This is a genomic window from Bradyrhizobium sp. HKCCYLS3070, from assembly GCF_051167575.1.
Lineage (GTDB): Bacteria > Pseudomonadota > Alphaproteobacteria > Rhizobiales > Xanthobacteraceae > Bradyrhizobium.
The window spans coordinates 978833-1002231 of sequence record NZ_JBNPTI010000001.1 but is presented as its reverse complement, the minus strand read 5'-3'; the positions used below and the strand labels follow the sequence as shown (position 1 = coordinate 1002231).

The following is a 23399-nucleotide window of genomic DNA, read 5'->3' as shown; positions in this document are numbered from 1 at the left end:
GCTGCTTTCAGAATCGCAAGGCCGCCCGTACATTCGCGCATACGAAAATGACCGCAACATACTTTGGAATTTAACATGTCGGATCACCGCAATATCCTTTATTTCCTCCTCGGCATTCTCAGCGCGGCGATCATCGTGCTCGGCTACAATTTCTATCAGGCCAAGAAGCAGCCGGAGGGTGTCCAGATCAATATCGGGCCAAACGGACTGAAGATCGAAGGAAAGTGATGCGTTCTCAAATCTCCTCGTTCGCGAATGTCGCAGCGCGCCCTCTCGGCGTCCTCGGTGTCCTGCTTTTGGTTGCCGCACCCGCGCAGGCGCAATATGTCGGGCGCGAGCAGGACATCACCGATCTCCGGCTCGGCCAGCGGGTGCTGGTCGATGACGGCACCTGCCCCGCCGGCCAGGTGAAGGAGGTCTCCGGCTCCAAGATGGCTGAAACCGGTATTGTCCGCACCACGAAATGCGTGCCGCGCTTCGGGCCGAAGAAGAAGTAGCTGACCTCGTTCGATGCGGCTCTCGCCGCCGACCTCCGGCGCGTGACCTTCCGCACAGTCCCACAGCCGCGCATCGACGATGCTCCTGCCCGTGGACAAGCGGGGACGCAGCATGTCGATGTCAGCGGTGCAGGATCACGGCTTCTTCGAAGCGGCCGACCGGCCGCAGCCGGTCAAGGCCGATTTCAGCCGTTACGCCCTGCTCGGCTATCTGTCGATCGCGCTGGTGTTCGGCGGCTTCGGCGTGTGGGCGGCCTATGCGCCGCTCGATCGCGCGGCGATCGCACCGGGCACCGTGTCCGTCTCCGGCGATCACAAGGTGGTTCAGCACCGTGAGGGCGGAATCATCAGGGAGATCCTGGCCAAGGAAACTCACGCCGTGCATCGCGGCGACCTGCTGTTTCGGCTGCAGCCGACCGAGGCCCAGGCCAACACCGACCTCCTTCGCAAGCAGATGGACGCGTCGCTGGCCGAGGAGGCGCGCCTGCTCGCCGAGCGCGGAAATGCGCGGATGATCACGTTTCCCGACACGTTGCTCAACCGCCAGAACGTGCCGGAGGCGGCGCTTGCCATCGCCGACCAGCAGCGGCTGTTCGTCGAGCGCCGCAATGGCCTGATCAGCCAGATCAACATCCTCAACTCGCAGATCGCCCAGCAGCAGCAGGAGTTCGCCGGCCGTGACCGCCAGCGCGCCGCGCTCTCCGCGCAGCTCGCGAGCTTCGAGACGCAGATGAACAATGTGCGCCCGGCGGTCGCCGCAGGCTATTATCCGCGCAACAAGTTCCTCGAGCTGGAACGCGAGCGCGCCCGCGTCGAAGGCGATCTCGGCCAGGCGCAGGCCGACGTCGCGCGGCTGACGCAGACGGCCGCGCAGACGCGCCTGCAGATCGATCAGACGCTGCAGAAGTATCTGACCGAAGTCGGCCAGCAGCTCGACGGCACCCGGGCCAAGCTGTCGGACCTGCGCGAGAAGCTGGTCATCGCCGAGGACGTGCTGCGCCGGGTCGACATCCGCGCCGAGCGCGACGGCATCGTCATGAACATGAAAGTCCACACCGTCGGCGCCGTCGTGAAGCCCGGTGATACGCTCGCCGAGATCGTTCCGGTCGGCGAAGGCGTCGACGTGATGGCGCACGTCTCGCCGCGCGACATCGAGAGCGTCGCCATCGGCCAGAGGGCCGAGGTGCGCTTCTCCAATTTCTCCTCGCGCACGACGCCGACGATCTTCGGCAAGGTCTCGAGCGTCTCGGCGGACGCGATGTCGGACGAGGCGACCAAGCAGAGCTACTATTCGGCGCGCGTCGTGATCGACTATTCGACCATCCCGCCCGAGATCGCCGAGAAGATCCTGCCGGGCATGCAGGCCGACGTCATCATCTCCACGGGAGAGCGCACCGTGCTCGAATATCTGGTCGGCCCGCTGCTCAACACGCTCGCCAAGACGTTCCGTGAGAAATGAGCCGAGAACACCTATGCCGACGGCACCGGTGGCGCGCCCGCGACGACAGCAAGGTCGCGCGCACGCCGCACGCCGATGATGTCCAGCTCGCCGCCCTGTTCCGGATCGGCAAGCCTCTCACGTATCGCTCCATCCAGATCAGCAAGGCCGCCTGCTGCCGCCACGCCACCGGACATCGCGAGCTGCCAACCTCTGGTGTCGGCCAATTCAGCTAGAAGCGCCGGCCACTCCGTCCCGAGCCCGAGCACAGCCACCTGCGACGTGCGTCCAAGGGTCAGTTGCCCGACAACGATGTCGCCAAGGTGAGCACCAATCGCCAGCTCGACGGGCCGACCGATCTCCGCGGCGATCTTTTCGTTGACGCGGTCCATGACCACGTCCATGGCGCCGATCGCCTGCAGCGCATCGCGGCAGCCTTGTTCTGCTCCCTGCTCCTCGCCGAAGACGGCGAGCACGCCATTGCCGAGGAAACGATCGATGCGCCCGGAATGGGCTTCGATCGCCCTGCCAATGGCGCCAAAGATCTCGTTCATCATGAACCCGAGGTCGGATGGCAGCCGGTCGCGCGCAATGGCCGCAAGCGGACGGACGCGGACGTGGACCAGGCATACCGCACGGCGCTCGGCGGTAAGGTGGTCGACGAGGGGCGCCCTCTCCGCTTGATCGCCGCCGAGGAGACGCGTGATCGTCAGCGGCGCCGCCGGACGGATCTGGCAGGCCAGGCGCACATTCGCCGGTGCCGCCAAGTCGGCGAGCATGACGCGCTCCGCGTGGCCGGGCGGTGCCAGCGTCTCCGCACCTTCATCAACGCGGACGCGACAAAGACCGCAGCGGGCACGGCCGCCGCAGTCGGATCGCTGCGAAAGATCGTTGCTGCCGATGATCTCCAGCAGCGTCGGACCGACCGCGGCCCGCACCGTCGCACCACCCGTGAAAGCAATGGCGATCTTCGGCGCCGCGAGGGACGCGACGTGACGGAACACGATGAGCGTCACGCCTGCAACGAGCAGCGCGACGACCGCGATCTGCGCCGAAACCTGCAGCAGGGCGATCCACTTTCCGTCGAGTTCGCTCGGCCAATGGGTGACCTGGCGCATCTGCTCGGCCATACCGGGATTGCCGAGCAACGTGGCGACGGCGCGTCCGGACACCACGAACCCCATCAGCGCCGCCATCGGCACCGCGACGGCGAGAACAACCAGCAGCGGCTGGACGAGGCGGTACCAGCTCCGGAATTTCAGCCAATGATGCAGGCCGACGCAGCCGTGGATCCAGACCAGCAGCAGCAGCGCGGTCTGAATCCAGGCCGCCTTGGGCCACAGCAACGCCAGCGCATAGAGGTAGCCATCCTGAACGCCGAACAGCGCATGAGCCATGTGGGTCTCGATGACATGCGGCAGCAACAGCAGCGGGATCGCAAATCCGGTGGCGATCTGAACAAACTCCCACGAGGACAGCCGCCACGTGCCGCGCTGAACCGTCTTGGCGAACGCCAGCACGACATGCGCGAGCAATGCCGCCGACAGCACGATCATTCCCGGCCACGATCGGGTGACGACCAGTCGCCATTCCTGCACCTCGTCCATCGCCTCGAGGCTGAACAGACCCACCGCATGGTTGAAAAAATGCGTCGCGGCGAACGCAAACAGGACGAGGCCGGACATGAGCCGGATGTTCTGGGACGTTACGGCAGGCATGAGCTCACTGTGATTCAGGCAAGCTGCGAAATCTGAGCACGACTGAACCATCCGGTAGCGGCTGCCACCGGCCAACTCAAGCGCCGGCAGATCAGCCTCGAGCTATGTGAGGTCAGTCACGGTCGACGACGGGTGCCCCAGGCGAAGCTCCCCAGCACCATCGCAAGGGGATCCGACATGACGAGCACCACCCGAAGCCCGCTGGGAACCGCGCTCCGCGCCTGCTTTCCCGCGCTCACCGCGACCTTCGTGCTCAGCCTCTTCATCAATGCGAGCATGCTCGCCTCGCCCCTCTATTCCATGCAGGTCTACGACCGCGTCCTCACCAGCCGCAATCTCGGCACGCTGGTCATGCTGACGCTCATCGTCGGTGTCTTCCTGGTGCTGTATGGCGTCCTCGAATTCGCCCGTTCCGGCGTTTTGGCCCGGGCCGGCGTGCAGTTCGAAGGCACGCTGCGCCACCCGCTGTTCGAGACGATGATGAAGGCGGAGCTGTCGCCGCGGCATCGCTTCGGCCAGCAGATCATCCGTGACGCCGAGACCATCCGCGACTGCATCTCCAGCGGCACCGCCGCCATCGCCTGCGATCTGCCGTGGACGCCGGTGTTCGTCGCGCTGTGCTTTCTGCAGCATGCCTATCTCGGCATCCTCTCGCTGCTCGGCGCGATCGTGCTGTTCTCGCTGGCGCTGCTCACCGAATTCTACACGCGCGCCAGCGTCGAGCGCACCAACGCGCTGGCCAACGAGGCCTCGCGTTTCGTCGCGGCGGCGCTGCGCAATGGCGAGGTCGTGCGCGGCCTCGGCATGGGCGACATCGTCATGGACCGCTGGAGCTGCCGGCAGTCGGCGATGGTCGATGCCCACAGCACCCTCGTCGAGCGTGGCGCCGCGATGCATTCCGTCACCAAGTTCGCGCGCATGGCGGTGCAGACCTCGCTGCTGTGCATCGGCGCCTGGCTCGCGATCGAGCAGCAGATCTCGCCCGGCGCGATGATGGCGACGTCGATCATCATGGGCCGCGCGCTGGCCCCGGTCGAGCAGGTCGTCGGGCAGTGGAAGCGCATCATCGCATTCCGCTCGGCCTACCGCAGGCTGGAGGAGCTGTTCCAGGCCTTGCCGGTCACGGCCGCCCCGACCGCGCTGCCGACGCCGCGCGGCGACATCGACGTCGAGAACGCCGTGGTGTGGCCGCCGGCGGCCGGCCGCCCCTCGGTCAAGGGCGTCAGCTTTTCGCTCAAGGCCGGCGAGAGTCTCGCGATCGTCGGCGCCTCCGCCAGCGGCAAGTCGAGCATGGCGCGCGCCATGGCCGGCGTCTGGCCGCTGCGCGAAGGCGTGATCCGCATCGACGGCGCCGCCTACAGCCAATGGGACCCAAACCGGCTCGGCAAGCATATCGGCTACCTGCCGCAGGACATCGAACTGTTCTCGGGGACCGTCGCCGACAACATCGCCCGGCTTGCGAAGGTCGACGAGGCCGCCGTTGTCGCTGCCGCCAAGGCCGCCGGCGCGCATGAGGTGATCCTGCGCCTGCCCAACGGCTACGACACGCCGATTGGTGAAGGCGGCGTGGCATTGTCCGGCGGCATGCGACAGCGCGTCGGCCTCGCCCGCGCGCTCTACGGCAATCCGCGGCTCCTGATCCTCGACGAGCCGAACTCGAACCTCGACGAGGACGGCGAGCGGGCGCTGGCGCAGGCCATGGCCCAGGCGAAGGCCGCCGGCCGAACCGTGATCGTCGTCACGCACCGCCCGCAGCTTCTGGCGCATGTTGACCGCATCATGGTGATGGCCTTCGGCAAGACGCTGGCATTCGGCCCACGCGACGAGGTCATCGCCAAGATGCGCGGCCAGCGTGTCGTCGTCGCCCACGACCGGGCGACGGCCAGCGCCGCGGCCTGAACGAACCCAGTGCAGATCTCACACCGCAAGGAGCCGGCCATGATCAAGTTCACATCGTCTACGAGGACCCTGCAGCTGGCCTTCGCGACCGCCGTCCTGTTGCCGATCTCGGCTTCGGCGGAGACGCCGATGACCGCGCGGCAGATGCTGGCCCACGCGCAAACTCAAGCCCTCAATGTCCCCAGCGATATCAGGAAGCCCGAGCTGGACCGCAGCGAAAAGATCACCAGCGAGGCCGCCTCCGCAGGCAATGCGGCCATCGCCGCCCCGCTTCCGGTGATCGAACCGCCGGCGCCGATCTCGCCGCCAGCCCCGGCGCTCACCGCACTGGCTGCGCCCGTCCCGGCGCCTGAGGCAGCTTCGTCGCAGACGCGTACCAACTCGCTCACGGCCGCCGCCCCCGTTGCTGAAGCTGCCAAGACGTCGAATCCAATGCTCGCGACACCGCCCGTGGCCGCCACCACCGAAACACGCCCGATGGCACCGGCCGCGACGCCGCCCGTCACGGCCGCAGCTTCACCGGCCCTCGTCCCCGCGACCGCTCCCGTTGCCGCGCCGCCCCAGTCCGGCCTGCCGGCCGCGGCGGCCACCCAGACCACGGGGACGCAACCGGCCGCCTCGTCGTCCGCCGAAAAGCCCGCTCCTGCGGGACATCAGCCAACCCGCGCAAGCGCGGCAGCGGCCCGCCCTGCGCCCAAGCCTACTGCGAGATCGTCGAGACACAGCGACGAGGATGCCATCAGTACCCGGATCTCGCGCATCATGCGCCGGCCGGACGTGCAGTCATTGATGTCGCAATATGGCCTGGACTGACGACGAGCACCGCGGACGATGGACGCTGATCGACATCGGTTCAGGCAGCCAATCAGTTGGCCGGATCGAACATGCACTGCAGCGCGGGCTTCGCGATCTTGGTGAACGTGGGACCGATCTCCGCTCGCTTCGGCGCGGGCACCCAATCGGTCTCGATGGTCGGCACGCCGGTCTCACTGATCCCGCGCAGCAGCGCCTCGCGCAAGTCGGCATCCTCCACCATCGCGGCCGCATGGTCATGCAGGCAGGAGCAGACAGCTTCAGGATGCGTCCACCGGTCGAGCATATGAGGCGCACACTGCCGTACGAACTCGCCGCGCAGATCTGGCAATCGGGTCGTCGTCCGCGCCTCGACGAAGGACCAGAAGAGGCACGGCAGCACGGCAAGCGCCGCAGCATCCAGTCGAAAACGCATGGTGGACCGCTGGTGTTTGTTTTTCGTCATGTCATCCACGCAGGCCGCGACGACACGATTCGCATGCCGCGCACGCTTTCATACCCGCTTCACGTTTCAAGCGGCCTGCGGCACGGGCACAAAATGGTTTCATGGGCCCGCCGCTCCGTTTCATCGCAACCCACCCGACGACACAAAATACAATCAAAACGAGAGTGATCTAAAGCGCCACCTGCTTGGCCGAGCCAGCGCGATCCGGGGCGACCGTCAATCTGCCGATGGAGACCTTCTTAACGACCTAGCGTTAACCGTGGCCGGCAGGGAGAACCTCCCAGATCGCTACGGCGACCCAGCAGCGCGGCGCGTTGGGGGACGACGTTGCTCCCTCAGGGTCACCATGGACAGGCGCTTGCACACACCCAAGCCGAAGGTATCTCGCCGCAGCTCGCTGGCTACGCCGATGGCGCAGCAGCGAACCGAGGGCAATGCCGGCTCGACGCCACAGAGCCTGGTCCGGCTGATCGGCTGCCACGATCCTGCCAAGCACAAATTGCCCAGCGAGGTTTTCGGCAGCCGATCGTCCCTTGGCAGGTCCCTTATTGAATGAAATCACCGCACTTCTGGACTGCGCCGTCATCGGATTTGCCCCAAGGCATGATCGGGACGGAGGAGGTCGAGTTCTTCGGTGAGCCCTCGATCAGCCTGTCCGAGTAAACCATGTAGACCAACACGTTGCGCTTGGCGTCGCAGCCACGAACGATCTGCATCTTCTTGAAGAACAGCGACCGCCGCTGCCGGAACATGTCGTCGGCCTGTTCGAGCTTGCGCTTGAACCTGATCGGGCCGATCTGCCGGCATGCGAGCGAGATGTCGGAGACCTCCTCGGCCAGGCCCAGCCAACCGACATAGCCGCCCTTCTGCGGCACCGTGAAGTGGCAGGCAACGCCCTCGACCTCTGGATCATCAACGCCATAGGTCGCGAGCTTGTCATTCGGGCTGAGCAATTTGAACACGGTCGACCGACGGAAGATCAGATCCGGCTCGTCCGCGGCGTATGCTGAGATCACAGGCGAGGACAATCCGATAAGCAGCAGGCAAGCGAGGGTTTTCAGCCACAGATCAAACCGTTTGGTGGCTCTGAACGACATGTCGGTCTCCGTTATACCGCCGATGCTCGGCATACCGCCCATGTAGGGACACAAATGCCTGCAAGGAAGGCGCTCCAGCCCGTGACCTTCCACTACCCGTTTAACGGGATGTGAGGCTTTTCTGCTACGATTGGAACGAAATCACGCAGGGCAGAAGCCCCAAGCTGGTGAACGCAGACTCCGTCTGCGACACTAAAGACCAGATGGTTCTTGAGGATTTGCCGGAATGCTCTGCGTTCGTGCAGCCGCCAGGGGGCGGTTCTATTGTGCAGCAATCGTTTCAGTTCCGCTTGCCATAGCAGCGACCTCACAGGCTGACGCAGCGTCATATTACTACTGGAACGACGCTCAGCCCGTCACCATTGCTCCGACCATACGCCCGGCCATGCCGCGCAAGCCCAAGGCGCGCCACCTCGACAAGCTGACAAAGACCGAGAAGGAGGCTGCCAAGCCGCAAGGACCGGTCACGATCGCGGTGTCGATCAACAAGCAGCAGCTCAAGGTCTACGACGCAAACGGTCTGTTCGCGGAAGCACCGGTCTCGACCGGCATGAAGGGACATTCCACGCCGTTGGGCGTGTTCAGCGTCATTCAGAAGCAGAAATTCCATCGCTCCAACATCTATAGCGGCGCCCCGATGCCGTTCATGCAGCGCATCACCTGGTCGGGCGTCGCGCTCCATGCGGGCGTGCTGCCCGGCTACCCAGCCTCGCATGGCTGCATCCGCATGCCGGCAAGCTTTGCAACCCGCTTCTATGGCTGGACGCGCATGGGATCCCGGGTCCTGGTCACGCCGAGCGAAGTGGCTCCTGCGAGTTTCTCGCATCCGATGCTCGCTGCCCTGAAGGCACCGCAGCCGAGCGCATCGGTGCAACCCGACGCGACTGCGCCGGCAGCGATCAAGTCGGACAAGGGCGCCGCCGTCACCACCGCGATCACAGTCGCGACGACGGATCTGCGCGCCACGATCGGTCATGCCGAGAGCCCGCGCTCCGGCGAAGGATCGCCCGCCGCGTCGCGCCAGGTGCGGACCGCCGATGCCAGCAACGCCAACGGACTCCCTCCGATGGTCTCGGACGCTTCCCCAAGCGCCGAACCATCGCGCTCGCTCCCGATGGAGGTTCAAAGCGATACTGCCGATCTGAAGCCCAGTGTCGCCGAGATCAAGATTGAGCCCGCGACCGCCGACGCAGAGGCAAGGTCTGCCCCCGGCGACGTGGCTCCGGCGAGCGAGCCCACGAATGTTGCGCAGGTGGCCGCTCCGGCTCTCGAGAAGCCGGCTGAGGCATCGGCGAATGCCGAAGCCACCGGTTCGACCGAACTCAAGCCTGCTGAATCCAAGTCGGTAGAGTCCAAGCCTGCCGACGCCCCGATCGCGGAGCAGCCTGCGTCGCCGCCCACACCGGCGGCAGAGGCACCGGCGAAGCCGGTCGATCCCAACGATCTCGCCAGGGATCAGTCGCGTGTTGCCGCACCGGACAAGCCGATTGCGCCCAAGCCCGAATTGAAGCGCAACAGCCAGATCGCGATCTTCATCAGCCGCAAGGATTCGAAGCTGTACGTGCGGCAGAACTTCGCTCCGGTGTTCAACACCCCGATCACCATCGCACCGGGCGACAAGCCGCTCGGCACCCACGTGTTCACCGCGACGGCTGACAAGGCCGATCCGGCGACGATGCGCTGGTCCGTCGTCTCGCTGCCCTCCTCGGCGCGGAGCACCGCGGCGAACGATGGCACTGCCAGGGCGGTCCGGCGGGGTAAGAAGTCCGCGGGCGCCGATGCCGAGCCGAAACAGGTTGTTCAGCTGAGCAGCGCGGCCGAGGCGCTCGATCGCATCACCATTCCCGCCGATGTCATGGCGTGGCTCGGCGAAGCCCTGTCGACCGGAAGTTCGCTGATCGTGTCCGATCAAGGCATCAATCAGGGCGAAACCGGCGAGGGCACCGAGTTCATCCTTTCGCTGCGCTGACGACCGACGACGTCCCTCTTTCCGCCCCACGGCAGGGGTATCCCCGTGCCGGAACGCAGTCTGATCCAGCGCAACGTGGCGGCCGTTGAAGCAGCGGCCGGTCGAGCGCGGGCACATTCATGCTGACGGGGCTGGCTCTGCTCAGGGAGATTCACATGATCGATCGCAGGATGGTTGTTCTCGGCATTGGCGCCTCGTTGTCGGGTGCGACGCTCACGTCGCAGGCTGCTCGTGCCGACAATGCAGCGAGCAAGATGACCGCCTATCGCTTCTCCTTCCCGGCGCTGGCCGGTGAGCCGATTCGGCTCGCCGATTTCGCGGGCAAACCGGTGCTGGTCGTCAACACGGCCTCCCAGTGCGGCTACACCCCGCAGTACACCGGGCTCCAGAAGCTGTGGAGCGAGTTCCATGAGCGCGGGCTGACGATCATCGCCGTGCCGTCCAACGACTTCAACCAGGAGCCTGGGATCGCCGGCGACATCGCCGAGCAGGCCAACAAAGACTATGGCGTGACCTTCCCGATGACCGCAAAAGCGGTGGTCACCGGTTCCAACGCCCACCCATTCTACCGCTGGGCCGCCGAGGCGCGGCCCAAGGAGACGCCGCGCTGGAACTTTCACAAATATCTGATCGGCCGTGACGGCTACATCGCCGACGTGTTTGCCTCCTCGGTTGAGCCGACGGATACGCGGGTCAAGACCGCAGTTGCCCGGCTGCTGGCGAACGGCTGAGCAACACTCGGCAGGAATGCGGCGGAAGCTGGCAACTTCCCCGTGTTTTTGCCTTGTTTCCTTTTGGCGCCACTCCGGCTGCTGGGCTAATATCCCGGCCGGATGACGGAGCGACTCTCGACGCTGGCGCTCCCGTTGCAACAACCCCGAGGAAACACGATGCGGATTGCAGCAGGATTGGTGTTCGCAAGCTCTTTGGCGGCTTCGCTGTTGACGTCTGGCGCGGCCTGGTCCCAGGCGCAGCGCACGGCGGCGGCGCCGACCCCGGCCGCTGCTGCTCCCGCACCGGCCCCTGTTCCCGCCGTCGCCGCCCAGACGCAGCCGCCGCGCGCGCCCTGCATGAACCCCGATGCGCTCGGCGTCGGCCGCACCGTCGAGATCGATACGACCGGAGGTCCGGGATTCGGCTTCGAGCACTTCAAGGACCTCGACTTCCTGAAGGATCACGAGGTCGTGCTGACCTTCGATGACGGTCCGTGGCCGGAGAACACGCCCAGCGTGCTCAAGGCGCTTGCCGACCAGTGCACCACCGGCATCTTCTTCATCATCGGCAAGCATGCGACCTATTATCCGGAGATCCTGAAGCAGGTCTACAATGCCGGCCATACGGTCGGCACGCACACCTGGTCGCATGCGACGCTGACCAACAAGAAGCTGACCGAGGATCAGCGCAAGGAAGAGATCGAACTCGGCATCAGCGCCGTGAAGTGGGCGCTCGGCGGCAATTCCCCGGCGCCGTTCTTCCGCTTCCCGGCATTGCAGCATCCGCCGGAGATCGTGACCTATCTCGGCACCCGCAACATCGGCATCTTCTCCTGCGATCTCGACTCGTTCGACTTCAAGGCGCGCAATGCCCAGGCGGTGATCGACGTCACCTTCAAGAAGCTCGACAAGCTCGGCAAGGGCATCATCCTGATGCACGACTTCCACAAGCATACCGCCGAGGCCCTGCCCGAGATGCTGCGCCGCCTCAAGGCCGGCGGCTACAAGGTGGTCGCGATGCGCGCCAAGGCGCCGGTGCAGTCGCTGCCGCAATATGACGAGCAGCTCGCCAAGGTCGCGAAGCTTCCGACGGTGAGCCAAAGGCCGGTGTCGAGCGTTGTGACGACAGTGTCCGAATGAGACGGGATTCCTTTCGTCAGTGACCAAGCTTCGTATCGAAGGTTACGTGATCGTGTCGGCCGACGGGATGTTGGCCGACGCGAGCAATGCGATGCCGCCCGCCCTGAAATTTCCCGGCGACGCCGCATTCTTTTCCCAGGCTCTCGATGGCGCCGATCTGATCGTCCACGGCCGCAACTCCTATGAGGACCAGCCGAACTCGCCGAAGCGCCGGCGCATCGTCGTGACCGGGAAGGTGGCGGGACTGGCGCCGGATCCGGAAAAGCCGCTCTCCACCCTTTGGAATCCGGCGGGGGCCTCCTTCGAAGCCGCCTGTGAAGCCGCGGGCGTCAGCTCTGGCACGGTGGCGGTGATCGGCGGTCCCGTCGTGTTCGAGATGTTCATGGACCGCTACGACACCTTCTTCCTGTCAATGGCCCCCCACGTCTCCCTGCCCGGCGGCGCACCGTGCTTTCCCGGCGTCGGTCCCGACCGTTCGCCGCAGCAGGTGCTGACGGCCCACGGCTACACGCCCGCCAATCAGCTGATGCTCGATCCTGCCCACGACGTCAGCGTGACCGCCTGGAAACGCACCGCTTAGAGCTCCCTCTAGATGTCTCCATACGCGCTCTGCTCGGGCGCTTTCGGACCCTTGCCATAGCCGAAGATCATGAACAGCGCGCCGATGATCGACAGGTTCTTCAGCGCGTCGATCAGGGTCTTGGCGTTGTCGGGCGGGGCCTGGTTCCAGAAGTCATGGAAGTAGAAGATGGTCGCGCCGACGAACACGATCATCAGAGCCGCGAAGAAACGTCCGAGAAGGTTGAGCGCGATCATCACGCCGGCGAGCACCTCGAACGCGCCGGCCGCGATCGCCAGGATCTGCGGCATCGGCATCTTGGCAGCGGCCTCGAGCTGCGCCGCATAGGGCGCGAGCATCGTGGGAATCGTGACCTTGGCGGCGATGAGATCGGCGGTGGCGGGAATGCCGAACAGCTTGGTCGCGCCCGTGTAGATGAAGATCACGGCGAACAGAACGCGCCCGAATGTAATGAAACCCGGCATTCTCGCCCTCACGGATCAACTTCAAACGATGTGTCGCCGGCCCACCGGGCCGGATATGTGACGTCGCGAACGCTTTTCAACAATAAAGGCGGGCGGAATACGACCGAAACCGGACGAATTCCGCCACACTTCGATCACGCCAGCAGCGTCACGCGAACAGCGTCGGCTGCGCCCTCCCCGCCCGTTCCTGGGCTTCGACCGCGGCCACCGCTGTCATGTTGAGAATGCCGCGCGCCGTCACCGACGGCGTCAGGATATGCGCGGGCCGCGCCGGACCGATCAGGATCGGCCCCACCGGCACCGCATCCGCCAGCACCTTGATCATCTGATAGGCGACGTTGGCGGCGTCGAGATTCGGCATGATCAGGACGTTGGCCGAGCCTTCGAGATCCGAATGCGGCAAAATCGCCTTGCGCGCGGTCGCCGACAGCGCGGTGTCGCCCTGCATCTCGCCGTCGGCCTCGAGGTCGGGACGATGCTGCTTCAGCAATGCCGTCGCCTGCCGCATCTTGCGCGACGAATCCGTGTCGTAGCCGCCGAAATCCGAGTGCGAGACGAAGGCGATCTTCGGCTTGATGTTGAAACGCGTGACGTGGTTGGCCGCCAGCGAGGCCATCTCTGCGAGTTCCTCGGCGGTGGGATCCGGCCGCACCTGGGTGTCGCCGATGAAATAGGCGCCCTTGCTGGTGATGGTGAGCGCCAGCGCCGCGTAGTCGCTGACCCCCGGCATGAAGCCGATGATCTCACGGACGTGGCGCAGATGGCTCATATAGCGTCCCTCGACGCCGCAGATCATCGCATCCGCCTCGCCCCTGACGACAGCGAGCGCCGCAATCACGGTGGCATTCGTGCGCACCACCGTGCGCGCCGCATCCGGCGTCACGCCGCGCCGTCCCGCGACCTCGATATAGCTCTGCACATAGGAGCGGTAGCGCGGATCGTCCTCGGGGTTGATCAGGTCGAAATCACGCCCGGCCTTGATCGACAGGCCGAAGCGCTTGATGCGGGCCTCGACCACGGAAGGACGGCCGACCAGGATCGGCCTCGCCAGCTTCTCCTCCAGTACCACCTGGGTGGCGCGCAACACGCGCTCGTCCTCGCCCTCGGCATAGATCACGCGGACCGGCTGCGTCTTTGCCTTGGCGAACACCGGCTTCATCACCAGGCCGGAGCGGAACGCGAAACGCTCCAGCAGCGCAGTGTACTCGTCGAAATTGGTGATCGGCCGCGTGGCGACGCCGGACTCCATCGCCGCCCTCGCCACCGCCGGCGCAATGCGCAGGATCAGGCGCGGATCGAATGGCGAGGGGATCAACGAGCCCGGACCAAAGCCCTGGGTCTCGCCGGTATCGAAGCCGCGGGACACCGCGTCCGACGGCGGGTCCTGGGCGAGCTGCGCGATCGCATCGACCGCGGCCTGCTTCATCGCCTCGTTGATCGCGGTGGCGCCGACGTCGAGCGCGCCGCGGAAGATGAACGGGAAGCAGAGCACGTTGTTGACTTGGTTCGGGAAGTCCGAACGCCCCGTGCAGATCATCGCGTCCGGCCGTGCCGCGCGCGCCTCCTCCGGCATGATCTCGGGGTTGGGATTGGCGAGCGCCATGATCAGCGGCTTCTCGGCCATCTGCTTGAGCAGCTCCGGCTTCAGCACGCCGCCGGCGGACAGCCCGAGGAAGATGTCCGCGCCGCCGATCACCTCGGCCAGGGTCCGCTTGTCGGTCTTCTGCGCATAGACCGCCTTCCAGGGATCCATCAGCGTGTTGCGGCCCTCATGGACGACACCGTCGATGTCGCAGACCCAGATGTTCTTGCACTGCGCGCCCATCGACACCAGCAGGTTGAGGCAGGCGATGGCAGCGGCGCCCGCGCCGGAGGTCACGATCTTGACCTCGGAGAGCTGCTTGCCCGCCAGGGACAGCGCATTCTTGATCGCGGCGCCGACGATGATCGCGGTGCCGTGCTGGTCGTCATGGAAGACCGGGATCTTCATGCGCTCCTTGAGCCGCGCCTCGATCTCGAAGCATTCCGGTCCCTTGATGTCCTCGAGGTTGATGCCGCCGAAGGTCGGCTCCAGCGCCGCGACCGTCTCGACCACCCGGTCGATCGTGTCGGCCGCAATCTCGATGTCGAACACGTCGATCCCGGCGAATTTCTTGAACAGGACCGCCTTGCCCTCCATCACCGGCTTGGAGGCCAGCGGGCCAATATTGCCGAGCCCGAGCACGGCGGTCCCGTTGGAGACGACGGCCACCAGGTTGGCCCGCGCGGTCAGTGAGGCGGCCTCGGCCGGGTTGCCGGCGATCTCGGTGCACGCAGCGGCAACGCCGGGAGAATAGGCCAGCGCCAGGTCGCGCTGGTTGGCGAGCGGCTTGGTGGCCTGGATCTCCAGCTTGCCGGGCCGCGGCAGGCGGTGATAGGCCAGGGCTGCGGAACGAAGATCTTCAGAATAGGACGACGACATACGTGCTCCAGCGTTTCCGACCCGGATTTTTGGTCTCTTGAGTCTCGGTCAGACGTCGGTTTTTCCGGCCGGTGGAAGCGCATGTGATGCACGTTGGGCGGCTTTCATGCAACATCCGAAACCATGCTCGCCGGCATCCCGGGCCAGCGATTCCCCAGTTCGCAGAAGCACATCCCTACTCCATCGATTTCATTGAGACCATCACCACTTGCTGCCTAAGCCTTGGGCGGAGCACATCAAATGACCCGTATCCTGATCGGAATTGTCACGGCCGTCGCGCTGGCCGTCGCCGCCTTCGTCGGCGTGCCCTGGTACGCCCAGGGCCGCGCCGAGCGCGAGGTCGAGGCAAGCTTTGCCCAGATCCGACAGAGCGGCGCCACGGCAACCCATGGCAAGGTCGCGTTCGACCTGTGGAGCCGCAAGTTGACAATCGCCGATGTCAAGCTCGAGTCGGCCACGCAGCCGCCGGCCAGCGTCACGTTCGGCACCATCACCGCGACCGGGCTGAGCCAGCATGATTCCGAGCATGTCACGGCCGCCAGCATCGAGATCAGCGACATCGCCATGGCCGGCCAGATCGCCGGCCCCTCGCCGCTCCGCCTGAACTACAAGCTGCCGCAACTGGTGGTGAGGGATTACGCCGGCCCCGCGCGGCTCGCCGCGATCCCGGCCGGTGCGGGTGCGCTCGAGACCGCCCGCGCCCTCGCCCAACAGCTCGCCACCATCAGCGCCACCTCGGCCACGGTGCCGCGGGTCACCGGCACCATGGAAGGCGGCCCCTCGGTCGGGCCGACCGAGTTCGGCTATTCCGGGCTGGTGGTGGACGACATCAAGGACGGTCGAATCGGCAACTACAAGATCCAGGAGGTCACCTTCAGCACGGCGGCGCAACCGCCGAACGGCAAGGTCGAGACGGTGCGCGGCCGCATGCTCGACATCGTGACCAAGGACATCGACGTCAACGCCATCGCCGGCCTGTTCGCGGCCGAGTCCACCAAGGACGATCGTGCCATTCGCCTGAGCGGCTCCGCCGGGATGGGCCTCTACGAGATCACGTCCGATCTCGGCATGCGCATCCACATCGACAGCCTGACGATGGACGAGTTCGGCGTGCGGCCGTCGCGCATCCAGCTTCCGGCGCTGGTCGCCGCCCTGACGCCGACCTCGCCGCGAACGAGCGCCATGACGCCCGACCTCATCGACAAGGTCGCCAGCATCTATGATGGCGTCCTGTTCAAGAACGTCGAGGTCAAAGGCCTGGCGGTCGAGACGCCCGACGGCCCGGTCAAGGTCGCGCTGACGCGGTTCGACCTCGACGACGGCAAGGGCGACGTCGCGTTCGAGGGCTTCGACGGACGGACCCCGAACGGCCCCGTCAAGCTCGGCCGCTTCGCGGTCAAGCGCTTCGACATGGGCGGCCTGCTGCGCCACACCGCCAAATTCGCCGTCCCCGGGGCCAAGCCCGGTGCGGCCGAAGCCATGGCGCTGTTCAAGCTGATCGGCGGCATCGAGCTGAAGGGGCTGACGACCTCCTACAAGGCGAGCACCAAGCCGGTCCAGATCGACAATTTCAGCCTCGACTGGGGCCAGTTCGTCGGTCCCATCCCGACCCAGGCGCACCTGGTGGCCAAGATGGCCGGTCCGCTGGATGCGTCCAATCCGGCCTTGCTGCCGCTCCTCATCGCCGGCATCGACACCGCCGCGTTCGACGCCGATCTCGGCCTCGGCTGGACCGAGAGCTCGGGCGCGTTCGCGCTCCAGCCGTTCAAGCTCGAGGTCAGCAACCTCATCGCGGCCTCCGCCAATGTCTCGCTGTCGCAGGTGCCGCGCGACGTCTTCACCATCGACCTGCAGCAGGCGACCACCGCGGCGGCGCAGATCGAAGCCAGCGGACTGGAATTGACCTTGCACGATCTCGGCGCGGTCGACCTGCTCGTCGCCAACTACGCGCGCGGTCATGCGATCACGCGCGATGCCGCGCGCAAGGCGCTGGTCGATAGCATCAAGGCGATCGGCGCCCAGGTCGCGGCCGACAACATCGATGTCGCCGGTGCGGTCGACGCCATCGGCCGTTTCGTCCAGACCCCGCGCCAGACCCTCACGCTGAAGCTCTCGCCGCGCGCCAAGGTCCCGGCCCTGCAGCTCGCCCAGCTCATCGCCATCGACCCACCAAGCGCGCTGGCGCAATTCAAGATCGAGGCCCAGACCACGCCGTGATGTCTTTCCTGATCTAGAGAGAGAGAGAGAGAAGAGAGTCCGCCCTCCTCTCCTCCGTCATTCCGGGGCGCGCACAGCGCGAGCCCGGAATCCATACTCCCGACAATGATTGGCGAAGGAGTCGACGGTGCAGGCATCTCGATCCTTCTCGCACGGTCGTGGTTATGGATTCCGGGCTCGCGCTGCGCGCGCCCGGAATGACTCGCTGAGGGAGCGTGCTCGTAACCGCCGATGCTGCGCACTGGGACTCGCGCTACGCCATCGATGAACACGGCAAGTCCCCTTCACCCCAAGACGCGCGTCCTCAATCCCGCGGCGCGATCGCCCGAGTTTGTCCGGTCGTTCGGCCCTCTCATCCGAAGAGGGCGCAGGGAATGCCGGGTGCTGGCCGCAACCCATGGCCCGCCTGCGGAAAAAATGCAGGCGGCAGGTACCACAGGTGCTGCCGATCATCCGGCATTCCCTGCGCGATGGGCTTTTCGGCTGCTTCGCGCTCTCCTCGGGGACCGGCTTGTTTGCCCCCGTCATCCGCGCGATGCCCGAAGGCATCGACGCGAACTTGACACCAGCATCGGGGTGTCAGGACCACGCGACTTGACCGTCTGCACCGTGCCGTTCGTCGACGCGCACTATCAGCACGTTGCGAACACGGTGCAGCCACCGCCTCCCCGCCTCACGCCTCGTGACGACCGCGAACCGTCCCTCTTCATCGAGGCGGGATGGCCGGAAATGTGAAGGTGATTTGCCCGACGGTGCAAGGGGCAAAGCTGCGGCAAACTAACACGACGGGCAATTAGCGCATGGCGGAGTTGCCGGGATTGCCTGTCGGGCAGAGTGCAACGTAGCTACTGCGATCATGTGAGAACCGTGAGAGATGTCGACGCGTATCGCAAGATGTAGGGCTTATGGGCCGGCCTCCCCGCCGAATGCCGTGATCCAAAGAACGCAACATAACAATCGTAGCCGCCGATCTCTTCCTCCAGCCAACAGTGCACCGACGACGCCATATTCCGGGACACCATCCTCGACACCATCATAACGGACCGCCGTTCCCGGCAACAGATATCTGTCAGGAGTAGATTGATTGCTGGACATGCGAACTTGTTCTTCCCCAATGCCGTCGTCCAGGCGAACCCGGCCGGGCTTGCACCAAACGGGCTCCATACTCACGGGATTTGTTTGGAGGGCGCGCACTCGTCGCTCAAACCTTTCCTCACAAACCCGCTGAGGTGATGGGTCCTGGGTCGGCACCGCGCTGTCGCGCGGCACGGCTTGCACAGCACGACAGCGGAGGCAGGCCCCTACAGCCGTCTCTCGAAAAACGCCGCCCCCTGTCTGAGTCCGCTTTGCCACGTCCGAAGGATTGCCCTACACATCTCCTCACCCAACAAAGAAATCCGATGCCCGACGTCCCGACCTTCCTTCTATTCCTCTCCGCCGCCCTCGTCATCGCGCTCACGCCCGGCCCCGGTATCTTCTACATCGTGGCGCGCACGCTGGCCGGCGGGCGAAGCGAGGGACTGGCCTCTAGCGTCGGCCTCGGGCTCGGTGGCCTCGTGCACGTGGTCGCCGGTGCGCTCGGGCTGTCGGCGCTGGTGATGGCGAGCGCGGAGGCGTTCACGGTGCTGAAGATCGCGGGCGCGTTCTATCTGATCTGGCTCGGCATGAAGACGTGGCGGGAGGCTCGGGCCGCCCAGCCGGCCGACGTGACGACGACAGGCAGCCGGCGCGCGTTTCGCGAGGGCATCATCGTCGAGGCGCTCAATCCGAAGACGGCGGCGTTCTTCCTCGCCTTCATCCCGCAATTCGTCGATCCCGCCGGCGACGTCGCCGCGCAGTTCGTCGTGCTTGGGCTGATCTCGGTGACGCTCAACACCAGCGTCGACCTGGTCGTGACGTTCTGGGCCGCCAAGGCGCGGCATCGTCTCGCCCGGCGGCCAAGCCTCGTGACGCGGATGCGGCAGGCGTCTGGCGCCGTCATGTGCAGCCTTGGCGGCGCGCTGTTGTTGGCGCGGCGCACGAGCTGACGACCAGACTGGCGCCAAGTCGTCACGTTCATACGCACATTTGCGCGGCGTGCCGGCAGCGCCATGCCGGCGCACACGAGCCGATGCTGCTTTGCGACCACCCCCGCTGAGCTAGTCGCGATAGCGGCAGAACTCGTCGCCATTTTCGTATTCGTAGCAGATCTTGACGCGCCGGTAGGGCCGTTCGCTATCGAAACTGCGCGCGCGACGATCCATATCGTCATCATCGCGTTGCATTCGCGCGTTTCGACCCGTGGTGCGATGGTCCATGTCCTGGTCCATCATGCGGCCCATGCGGTGCTGGCGCATCCGATCCATGTCCATGCGATCCATGCCCATCCGGTCGTCGTCGCGCTGTTGTGTCGTCCAGTCGCGGTTCACCCGCGTGTCCTCGGCCCTCTGGCGCTCGCGTTCACGGGCCTGGTCCGACTGCTGGGGCGTGCGTTCCGGCTGCACGGGAACGGCCTGGGTCTGGCTGGTTCCCGGCGTGCTGTCGGCCTGCTGGGCCCATGCGCCTGCGGGGAGGAGACAAGAGGATAGTAACACGACGGTCGCTGCTGCTGGAACGCGCATGGTTCATCCTCCAAGGGAATGCTGTCTAACCGCGCGGGTCAGCGTTGGTTCAAACGACATCGCCTGTTTTGGTGCTGCGCCGCACAGATGACAGATGACAGCCGGACGCGGAAGCGATCTGGGGGTGCCGAGCCGGGACGGTCGCCGGCTGCTCTCTGGCGTCAGCCCGAGATCAGGTCGTGGTTGATTCCACGCCGGCGCCAATATCGCGCACGCAGCCGCGGTGCGATCTGCCAGGAGACAATGGCTGACAGCACCACGCTCAGGGCAATCATGACCGGCATTGCGAGCATCGCGTGATTGCTGAGCGGCGTGAGAAGAATCGTCAGAACTCCCGCACCGAACAGCACGGCCTGAACCATCATGAAGACCATCGCCGAAATCTGTGTTCGCATGGACATTGCGGTCGCTCACGGTTGTTGCGCCTGCAAGTCAATGAAGCATCCGTCGAACAGTTCCGGCATGATCTCGAGGTCGGATCCGGGTCGCCCGGCCGCCCGCAAGCCGGCCGGGGGACGTTGTTTGCACTGCGGCGTTGACGGGGGGACGACAAGTTCGGCTGCGTCCCCCCCGCCCGTCATTCCAGCTCGATCGCCTGGTAGGTGCCGGTCTCGTCGAGTGCGGTGCCCCAGATCTTGTGCGAGGCCTGGTGCTCAGCGCGTCCGAACGACAGCTTGCTGCCAAGGCCGAGGTCGATGCTCTGCATCGACTCCAGCGTGTCGACCAGCCGCTCGGTCTCGAGCGGCGTCGTCTGCTTCAGGGCCTGGATCAGGATGCTTGCCGAGATGAAGCCTTCGAGCGAGGTGTAATCCGGCGCTTCGCCGGGGAAGTACTTTTCCAGCGCGGTCTTATAGTCGAGCACCAGGCTCGAATAGCCGGCGACCGAGGGAACGCCCTGCGTGACGATGACGCCGTTGGTGTATTTCGAGCCGAGCAGCTTCAGCTCGGCGGCGAGCGACGACGATCCGACCGCCGAGATGTTGGCATAGATCAGCCCTGGAACCGCCTCGTGGGTCTTCTCGATGAATTTCGCCGCCGCGCGGTCGGTCGCGATCATGATCACGGCCTTGATCGGCGGCTTGGTCTGCGCCTTCAGCTTGCCGACGGCCTCGTCGACGTCGAGCGTGCCGCGCGGGAAACCATAGCGGATGATCGGATCGGTGATGCCGTTCGCGCGGAACGCCTTGGCGACACCGTTGGCGCCGTCGTCGCCATAGGCGTCGTTCTGCGCGAATACGGCGATCTGCCTCGCCGGGATGCGCTTGACCTTCATCAGATAGCGCACGATCGCGGCGGTCTCTTCGGCGTAGCTCGCACGATAGTTGAAGACGTAGCGGTCGGGCGGATCGCGGCGGACGACGGCGGAGCCGCTGTAGGGCGCAAAGAACAGCGCCCGGCGCTCCAGCGCGTAGGGAATCGCCACCGCGTTGTTGGCAGTGCCCATGTTGCCGATATAGCCGAACACCTGATCCTTCTCGTACAGCTGTGTCATGGCGCCGAGCGTCCGCGTGGGATCATAGCCATCGTCGGCAGCGATCAGCCTCAGCTTGCGGCCGTTGATGCCACCGGCATCATTGGCGCGGGCGAACGCGGTCTCGATGCCGAGTTTCATCTGGCGCGCGGACTCCTTGCGGACTCCGGAGAACGGGATGACGGTGCCGAACCGGATCTCGGTGTCGCTGACGCCGTGCGGAAGCGGAGGCGGCAGGTTGGCCGTGGGCTGCGTCGACGCGGCCGCGGTCGACGGCGCCAGCGCGAAGGACAGCGAGGGAGCCGCCGACTGCTGCTGGCTGAGTGACCGCTCAAGCTCTGCCAACTGGCGCTCTGCGGTCTGACAGTTCACCTGCGAGGACGCGACCCGGCCGCGACCCTCGGCGATATAGCTGTTGAAGGTGCGGATGAGCCCATCGCGCTCGCCGCCGTTCGAAGAGCCCTGGCGGATCACTTCGCTGAATTGATCGATGATGGTCTGGACGCGCCCCTGGGCGATCTCACGGCACGTCGCGGCCTGGCCGACGACCGGTCCGACGCGGGCGGCGAGATCACGAACGACATCGGGGGAAATGGGGACAGCAGAGGCGGCAGGGACGAAGAGGCAAGTTCCGAGCAGGAGCGCACACCAGCGAACGGTCATTTTGAACTATCCGTCTTCTTGTGATTGGTTGGCTATGTTCACTACATGAGTCAGACAGGCTTCCTATTAAGGACAGGTTGCATGACACCGCAACCGCCATTCGACTGATCGGTGCCGGCTGGAACTCATAGCGGCCCACACCGCTCGATCGCGTTACGCGCCTCGTCGCGCAAGGTGCCGAACTAACAAGCGGCACGAACGATTAGTTCTCAGAATCAACGGTTTGCCGTAGGGGCACGATGACCGCTCTGGCCGGCCGCTCGACCACGTCAGCGCGATGCTCCCGATGCGTCCGGCGCTGCCTGGACGCGACCGGAGACCCGGATGAAGTTGTTCGCAGTCTTAACCAGCATTAACGCGAGAACATCAAATGCAGAGCGACGCCTTTAAGGCCGGGTCATCTTGCGCCGCAGTCTCGAGTCACCGGCGACGACATGCCGCAGCTCAGCATCCGATAACGACGAGGTGAGACTGAATTGACGGGAGAAGCGTCCTGACCCGCCGGCCCATCGCTGGCTCGCTGCCGATTTTGGCGATAGCAGCAGATCGCAGCTCATAACAGTGGGAAGAGGTTCGTGATGCCATGGAAGAATACGACGATGGAGTTCGGTGCGATCGCCAAGCTCTTCCACTGGACCGGCGCCGCGGCCTTCATCGCGGCCTATGCCGTCGTGTACTATGTCATCTGGTTCATGGACGACACTTCCCCGGAAGCATTGCCCGTGCTCAACGTCCATTGGGTGCTGGGCATGATCGTCGGCCTGTCCGTCCTGCCTCGCCTGCTGTGGCGGCTCGTCAACGTTCAGCCCGATCAGCCGCATGCATCAGATGCCGAGGCGTGGCTCGCGCACGCAGCGCATTGGGGATTGTACGTGCTGCTGATCCTGATGCCGCTGACCGGCTATATCGGCACCGATGCCGCCACCGACTTCGGAGCGTTCGCGCTGCCGAACTTCCGTGAGACGGCGCTGTTCGGCTGGATCGAGACGCGCTGGGGGATCACCTGGGAGGCGTTCGAGCCGCCGGTCGACGCAATCCACCATGTCGTCGGCAAATGGATCGCGTGGATCGTGGTGGCCCTTCACGTCGCGGCCGCGCTGTTTCATCACGTCGTCCGCCGCGACGGCGTCCTGACACGGATGCTGCCGGGCCGTTCGGCCGCGTGAACGATGCGCGACCCGTGACGACCGCTCTGCGATCCCCACACGATCGTC

General features: G+C 65.4%; 20 protein-coding genes. 12 read left to right on the top strand and 8 right to left on the bottom strand.

The genetic code is table 11. The features are described from left to right. The first annotated feature begins 75 nt into the window (after positions 1 to 75). The 3 genes from ACQR03_RS04565 (at position 76) to ACQR03_RS04555 (ending at position 1956) form a co-directional block, all read left to right on the top strand. On the top strand, positions 76 to 228 hold the full coding sequence (locus tag ACQR03_RS04565; RefSeq protein ID WP_315712328.1) for a hypothetical protein: 153 nt from the start codon (positions 76 to 78) through the stop codon (positions 226 to 228). After that, complete coding sequence (locus ACQR03_RS04560; RefSeq protein ID WP_315712330.1) at positions 228 to 497, top strand: DUF6719 family protein; 270 nt, start codon at positions 228 to 230, stop codon at positions 495 to 497. The genes ACQR03_RS04565 and ACQR03_RS04560 overlap by 1 nt, the downstream gene beginning before the upstream one ends. Positions 498 to 609: 112 nt before the next feature. Beyond that, positions 610 to 1956, top strand: coding sequence for an HlyD family type I secretion periplasmic adaptor subunit (locus tag ACQR03_RS04555; protein WP_315712331.1), 1347 nt, complete (start codon positions 610 to 612; stop codon positions 1954 to 1956). A gap of 11 nt (positions 1957 to 1967) precedes the next feature. Here the strand turns inward: ACQR03_RS04555 and ACQR03_RS04550 are convergent, their stop codons facing one another. Then, positions 1968 to 3620 carry a 2Fe-2S iron-sulfur cluster-binding protein gene (locus ACQR03_RS04550; RefSeq protein WP_316172345.1) on the bottom strand — a complete coding sequence of 551 codons (1653 nt, stop codon included), beginning with the start codon at positions 3618 to 3620 and terminating at the stop codon, positions 1968 to 1970. 210 nt (positions 3621 to 3830) lie between these two features. Here ACQR03_RS04550 and ACQR03_RS04545 point away from each other — a divergent pair, with 210 nt between their 5' ends. Continuing rightward, positions 3831 to 5552, top strand: coding sequence for a type I secretion system permease/ATPase (locus ACQR03_RS04545; protein WP_315749991.1), 1722 nt, complete (start codon positions 3831 to 3833; stop codon positions 5550 to 5552). Between the two features lie 39 nt (positions 5553 to 5591). After that, the gene (locus ACQR03_RS04540) at positions 5592 to 6365 is read left to right on the top strand and encodes a hypothetical protein (protein WP_315749989.1); all 774 of its coding nucleotides are present in this window, start codon (positions 5592 to 5594) and stop codon (positions 6363 to 6365) included. Between the two features lie 52 nt (positions 6366 to 6417). Here ACQR03_RS04540 and ACQR03_RS04535 read toward each other — a convergent pair whose 3' ends face one another. Both ACQR03_RS04535 and ACQR03_RS04530 read right to left on the bottom strand, forming a co-directional pair. Further along, on the bottom strand, positions 6418 to 6780 hold the full coding sequence (locus tag ACQR03_RS04535) for a hypothetical protein (RefSeq protein WP_316170525.1): 363 nt from the start codon (positions 6778 to 6780) through the stop codon (positions 6418 to 6420). A gap of 575 nt (positions 6781 to 7355) precedes the next feature. Then, complete coding sequence (locus ACQR03_RS04530; RefSeq protein WP_315826939.1) at positions 7356 to 7907, bottom strand: CreA family protein; 552 nt, start codon at positions 7905 to 7907, stop codon at positions 7356 to 7358. 226 nt (positions 7908 to 8133) lie between these two features. Between ACQR03_RS04530 and ACQR03_RS04525 the strand changes: the two genes are divergently transcribed. The 4 genes from ACQR03_RS04525 (at position 8134) to ACQR03_RS04510 (ending at position 12309) form a co-directional block, all read left to right on the top strand. Then, positions 8134 to 9876 (top strand): L,D-transpeptidase, encoded by a 1743-nt coding sequence (locus ACQR03_RS04525; RefSeq protein WP_315749987.1) that lies wholly within the window; start codon positions 8134 to 8136, stop codon positions 9874 to 9876. A gap of 155 nt (positions 9877 to 10031) precedes the next feature. Beyond that, the gene (locus ACQR03_RS04520; RefSeq protein WP_315712337.1) at positions 10032 to 10607 is read left to right on the top strand and encodes a glutathione peroxidase; all 576 of its coding nucleotides are present in this window, start codon (positions 10032 to 10034) and stop codon (positions 10605 to 10607) included. A 159-nt stretch (positions 10608 to 10766) separates the two neighbouring features. Further along, positions 10767 to 11729 (top strand): polysaccharide deacetylase family protein, encoded by a 963-nt coding sequence (locus tag ACQR03_RS04515; RefSeq protein ID WP_315712338.1) that lies wholly within the window; start codon positions 10767 to 10769, stop codon positions 11727 to 11729. 19 nt (positions 11730 to 11748) lie between these two features. Continuing rightward, entirely contained in the window at positions 11749 to 12309 is a 561-nt protein-coding gene (locus tag ACQR03_RS04510; protein WP_315749985.1) for a dihydrofolate reductase family protein, read from the top strand. A gap of 8 nt (positions 12310 to 12317) precedes the next feature. Here the strand turns inward: ACQR03_RS04510 and ACQR03_RS04505 are convergent, their stop codons facing one another. Beyond that, a complete protein-coding gene (locus ACQR03_RS04505) occupies positions 12318 to 12773 on the bottom strand; it encodes a DoxX family protein (RefSeq protein WP_315712340.1) in 456 nt (151 codons plus the stop codon). 148 nt (positions 12774 to 12921) lie between these two features. After that, complete coding sequence (locus ACQR03_RS04500; protein ID WP_316184896.1) at positions 12922 to 15234, bottom strand: NADP-dependent malic enzyme; 2313 nt, start codon at positions 15232 to 15234, stop codon at positions 12922 to 12924. A gap of 240 nt (positions 15235 to 15474) precedes the next feature. On the opposite strand from ACQR03_RS04500, the gene ACQR03_RS04495 reads away from it, so the two are divergent. Together ACQR03_RS04495 and ACQR03_RS04490 are read left to right on the top strand one after the other, a co-directional pair. Further along, positions 15475 to 17451, top strand: a complete 1977-nt coding sequence (locus tag ACQR03_RS04495) for a hypothetical protein (RefSeq protein ID WP_316225405.1) — start codon at positions 15475 to 15477, stop codon at positions 17449 to 17451. 1400 nt (positions 17452 to 18851) lie between these two features. Then, on the top strand, positions 18852 to 19478 hold the full coding sequence (locus ACQR03_RS04490; protein WP_315749981.1) for a LysE family translocator: 627 nt from the start codon (positions 18852 to 18854) through the stop codon (positions 19476 to 19478). A 111-nt stretch (positions 19479 to 19589) separates the two neighbouring features. Here ACQR03_RS04490 and ACQR03_RS04485 read toward each other — a convergent pair whose 3' ends face one another. The 3 genes from ACQR03_RS04485 to ACQR03_RS04475 all read right to left on the bottom strand — a co-directional run bounded on the left by ACQR03_RS04485 (position 19590) and on the right by ACQR03_RS04475 (position 22185). Further along, entirely contained in the window at positions 19590 to 20051 is a 462-nt protein-coding gene (locus ACQR03_RS04485) for a hypothetical protein (protein ID WP_434840984.1), read from the bottom strand. A gap of 161 nt (positions 20052 to 20212) precedes the next feature. Beyond that, entirely contained in the window at positions 20213 to 20425 is a 213-nt protein-coding gene (locus ACQR03_RS04480) for a hypothetical protein (protein WP_315712348.1), read from the bottom strand. Between the two features lie 203 nt (positions 20426 to 20628). Further along, positions 20629 to 22185, bottom strand: a complete 1557-nt coding sequence (locus tag ACQR03_RS04475) for an ABC transporter substrate-binding protein (RefSeq protein ID WP_434840983.1) — start codon at positions 22183 to 22185, stop codon at positions 20629 to 20631. Positions 22186 to 22763: 578 nt separating this feature from the next. Between ACQR03_RS04475 and ACQR03_RS04470 the strand changes: the two genes are divergently transcribed. Beyond that, a complete protein-coding gene (locus tag ACQR03_RS04470; RefSeq protein WP_316184888.1) occupies positions 22764 to 23351 on the top strand; it encodes a cytochrome b in 588 nt (195 codons plus the stop codon). The last annotated feature ends 48 nt before the right edge of the window (positions 23352 to 23399 follow it).

Coding starts and splice junctions, on each gene's coding strand:
- ACQR03_RS04495 (WP_316225405.1), top strand. CDS start 15,475: ATGACCCGTATCCTGATCGGAATTGTCACGGCCGTCGCGCTGGCCGTC.
- ACQR03_RS04515 (WP_315712338.1), top strand. CDS start 10,767: ATGCGGATTGCAGCAGGATTGGTGTTCGCAAGCTCTTTGGCGGCTTCG.
- ACQR03_RS04475 (WP_434840983.1), bottom strand. CDS start 22,185: ATGACCGTTCGCTGGTGTGCGCTCCTGCTCGGAACTTGCCTCTTCGTC.
- ACQR03_RS04535 (WP_316170525.1), bottom strand. CDS start 6,780: ATGCGTTTTCGACTGGATGCTGCGGCGCTTGCCGTGCTGCCGTGCCTC.
- ACQR03_RS04540 (WP_315749989.1), top strand. CDS start 5,592: ATGATCAAGTTCACATCGTCTACGAGGACCCTGCAGCTGGCCTTCGCG.
- ACQR03_RS04525 (WP_315749987.1), top strand. CDS start 8,134: ATGCTCTGCGTTCGTGCAGCCGCCAGGGGGCGGTTCTATTGTGCAGCA.
- ACQR03_RS04565 (WP_315712328.1), top strand. CDS start 76: ATGTCGGATCACCGCAATATCCTTTATTTCCTCCTCGGCATTCTCAGC.
- ACQR03_RS04500 (WP_316184896.1), bottom strand. CDS start 15,234: ATGTCGTCGTCCTATTCTGAAGATCTTCGTTCCGCAGCCCTGGCCTAT.
- ACQR03_RS04545 (WP_315749991.1), top strand. CDS start 3,831: ATGACGAGCACCACCCGAAGCCCGCTGGGAACCGCGCTCCGCGCCTGC.
- ACQR03_RS04520 (WP_315712337.1), top strand. CDS start 10,032: ATGATCGATCGCAGGATGGTTGTTCTCGGCATTGGCGCCTCGTTGTCG.
- ACQR03_RS04490 (WP_315749981.1), top strand. CDS start 18,852: ATGCCCGACGTCCCGACCTTCCTTCTATTCCTCTCCGCCGCCCTCGTC.
- ACQR03_RS04505 (WP_315712340.1), bottom strand. CDS start 12,773: ATGCCGGGTTTCATTACATTCGGGCGCGTTCTGTTCGCCGTGATCTTC.
- ACQR03_RS04550 (WP_316172345.1), bottom strand. CDS start 3,620: ATGTCCGGCCTCGTCCTGTTTGCGTTCGCCGCGACGCATTTTTTCAAC.
- ACQR03_RS04560 (WP_315712330.1), top strand. CDS start 228: ATGCGTTCTCAAATCTCCTCGTTCGCGAATGTCGCAGCGCGCCCTCTC.
- ACQR03_RS04555 (WP_315712331.1), top strand. CDS start 610: ATGTCGATGTCAGCGGTGCAGGATCACGGCTTCTTCGAAGCGGCCGAC.
- ACQR03_RS04470 (WP_316184888.1), top strand. CDS start 22,764: ATGCCATGGAAGAATACGACGATGGAGTTCGGTGCGATCGCCAAGCTC.
- ACQR03_RS04485 (WP_434840984.1), bottom strand. CDS start 20,051: ATGCGCGTTCCAGCAGCAGCGACCGTCGTGTTACTATCCTCTTGTCTC.
- ACQR03_RS04480 (WP_315712348.1), bottom strand. CDS start 20,425: ATGGTCTTCATGATGGTTCAGGCCGTGCTGTTCGGTGCGGGAGTTCTG.
- ACQR03_RS04530 (WP_315826939.1), bottom strand. CDS start 7,907: ATGTCGTTCAGAGCCACCAAACGGTTTGATCTGTGGCTGAAAACCCTC.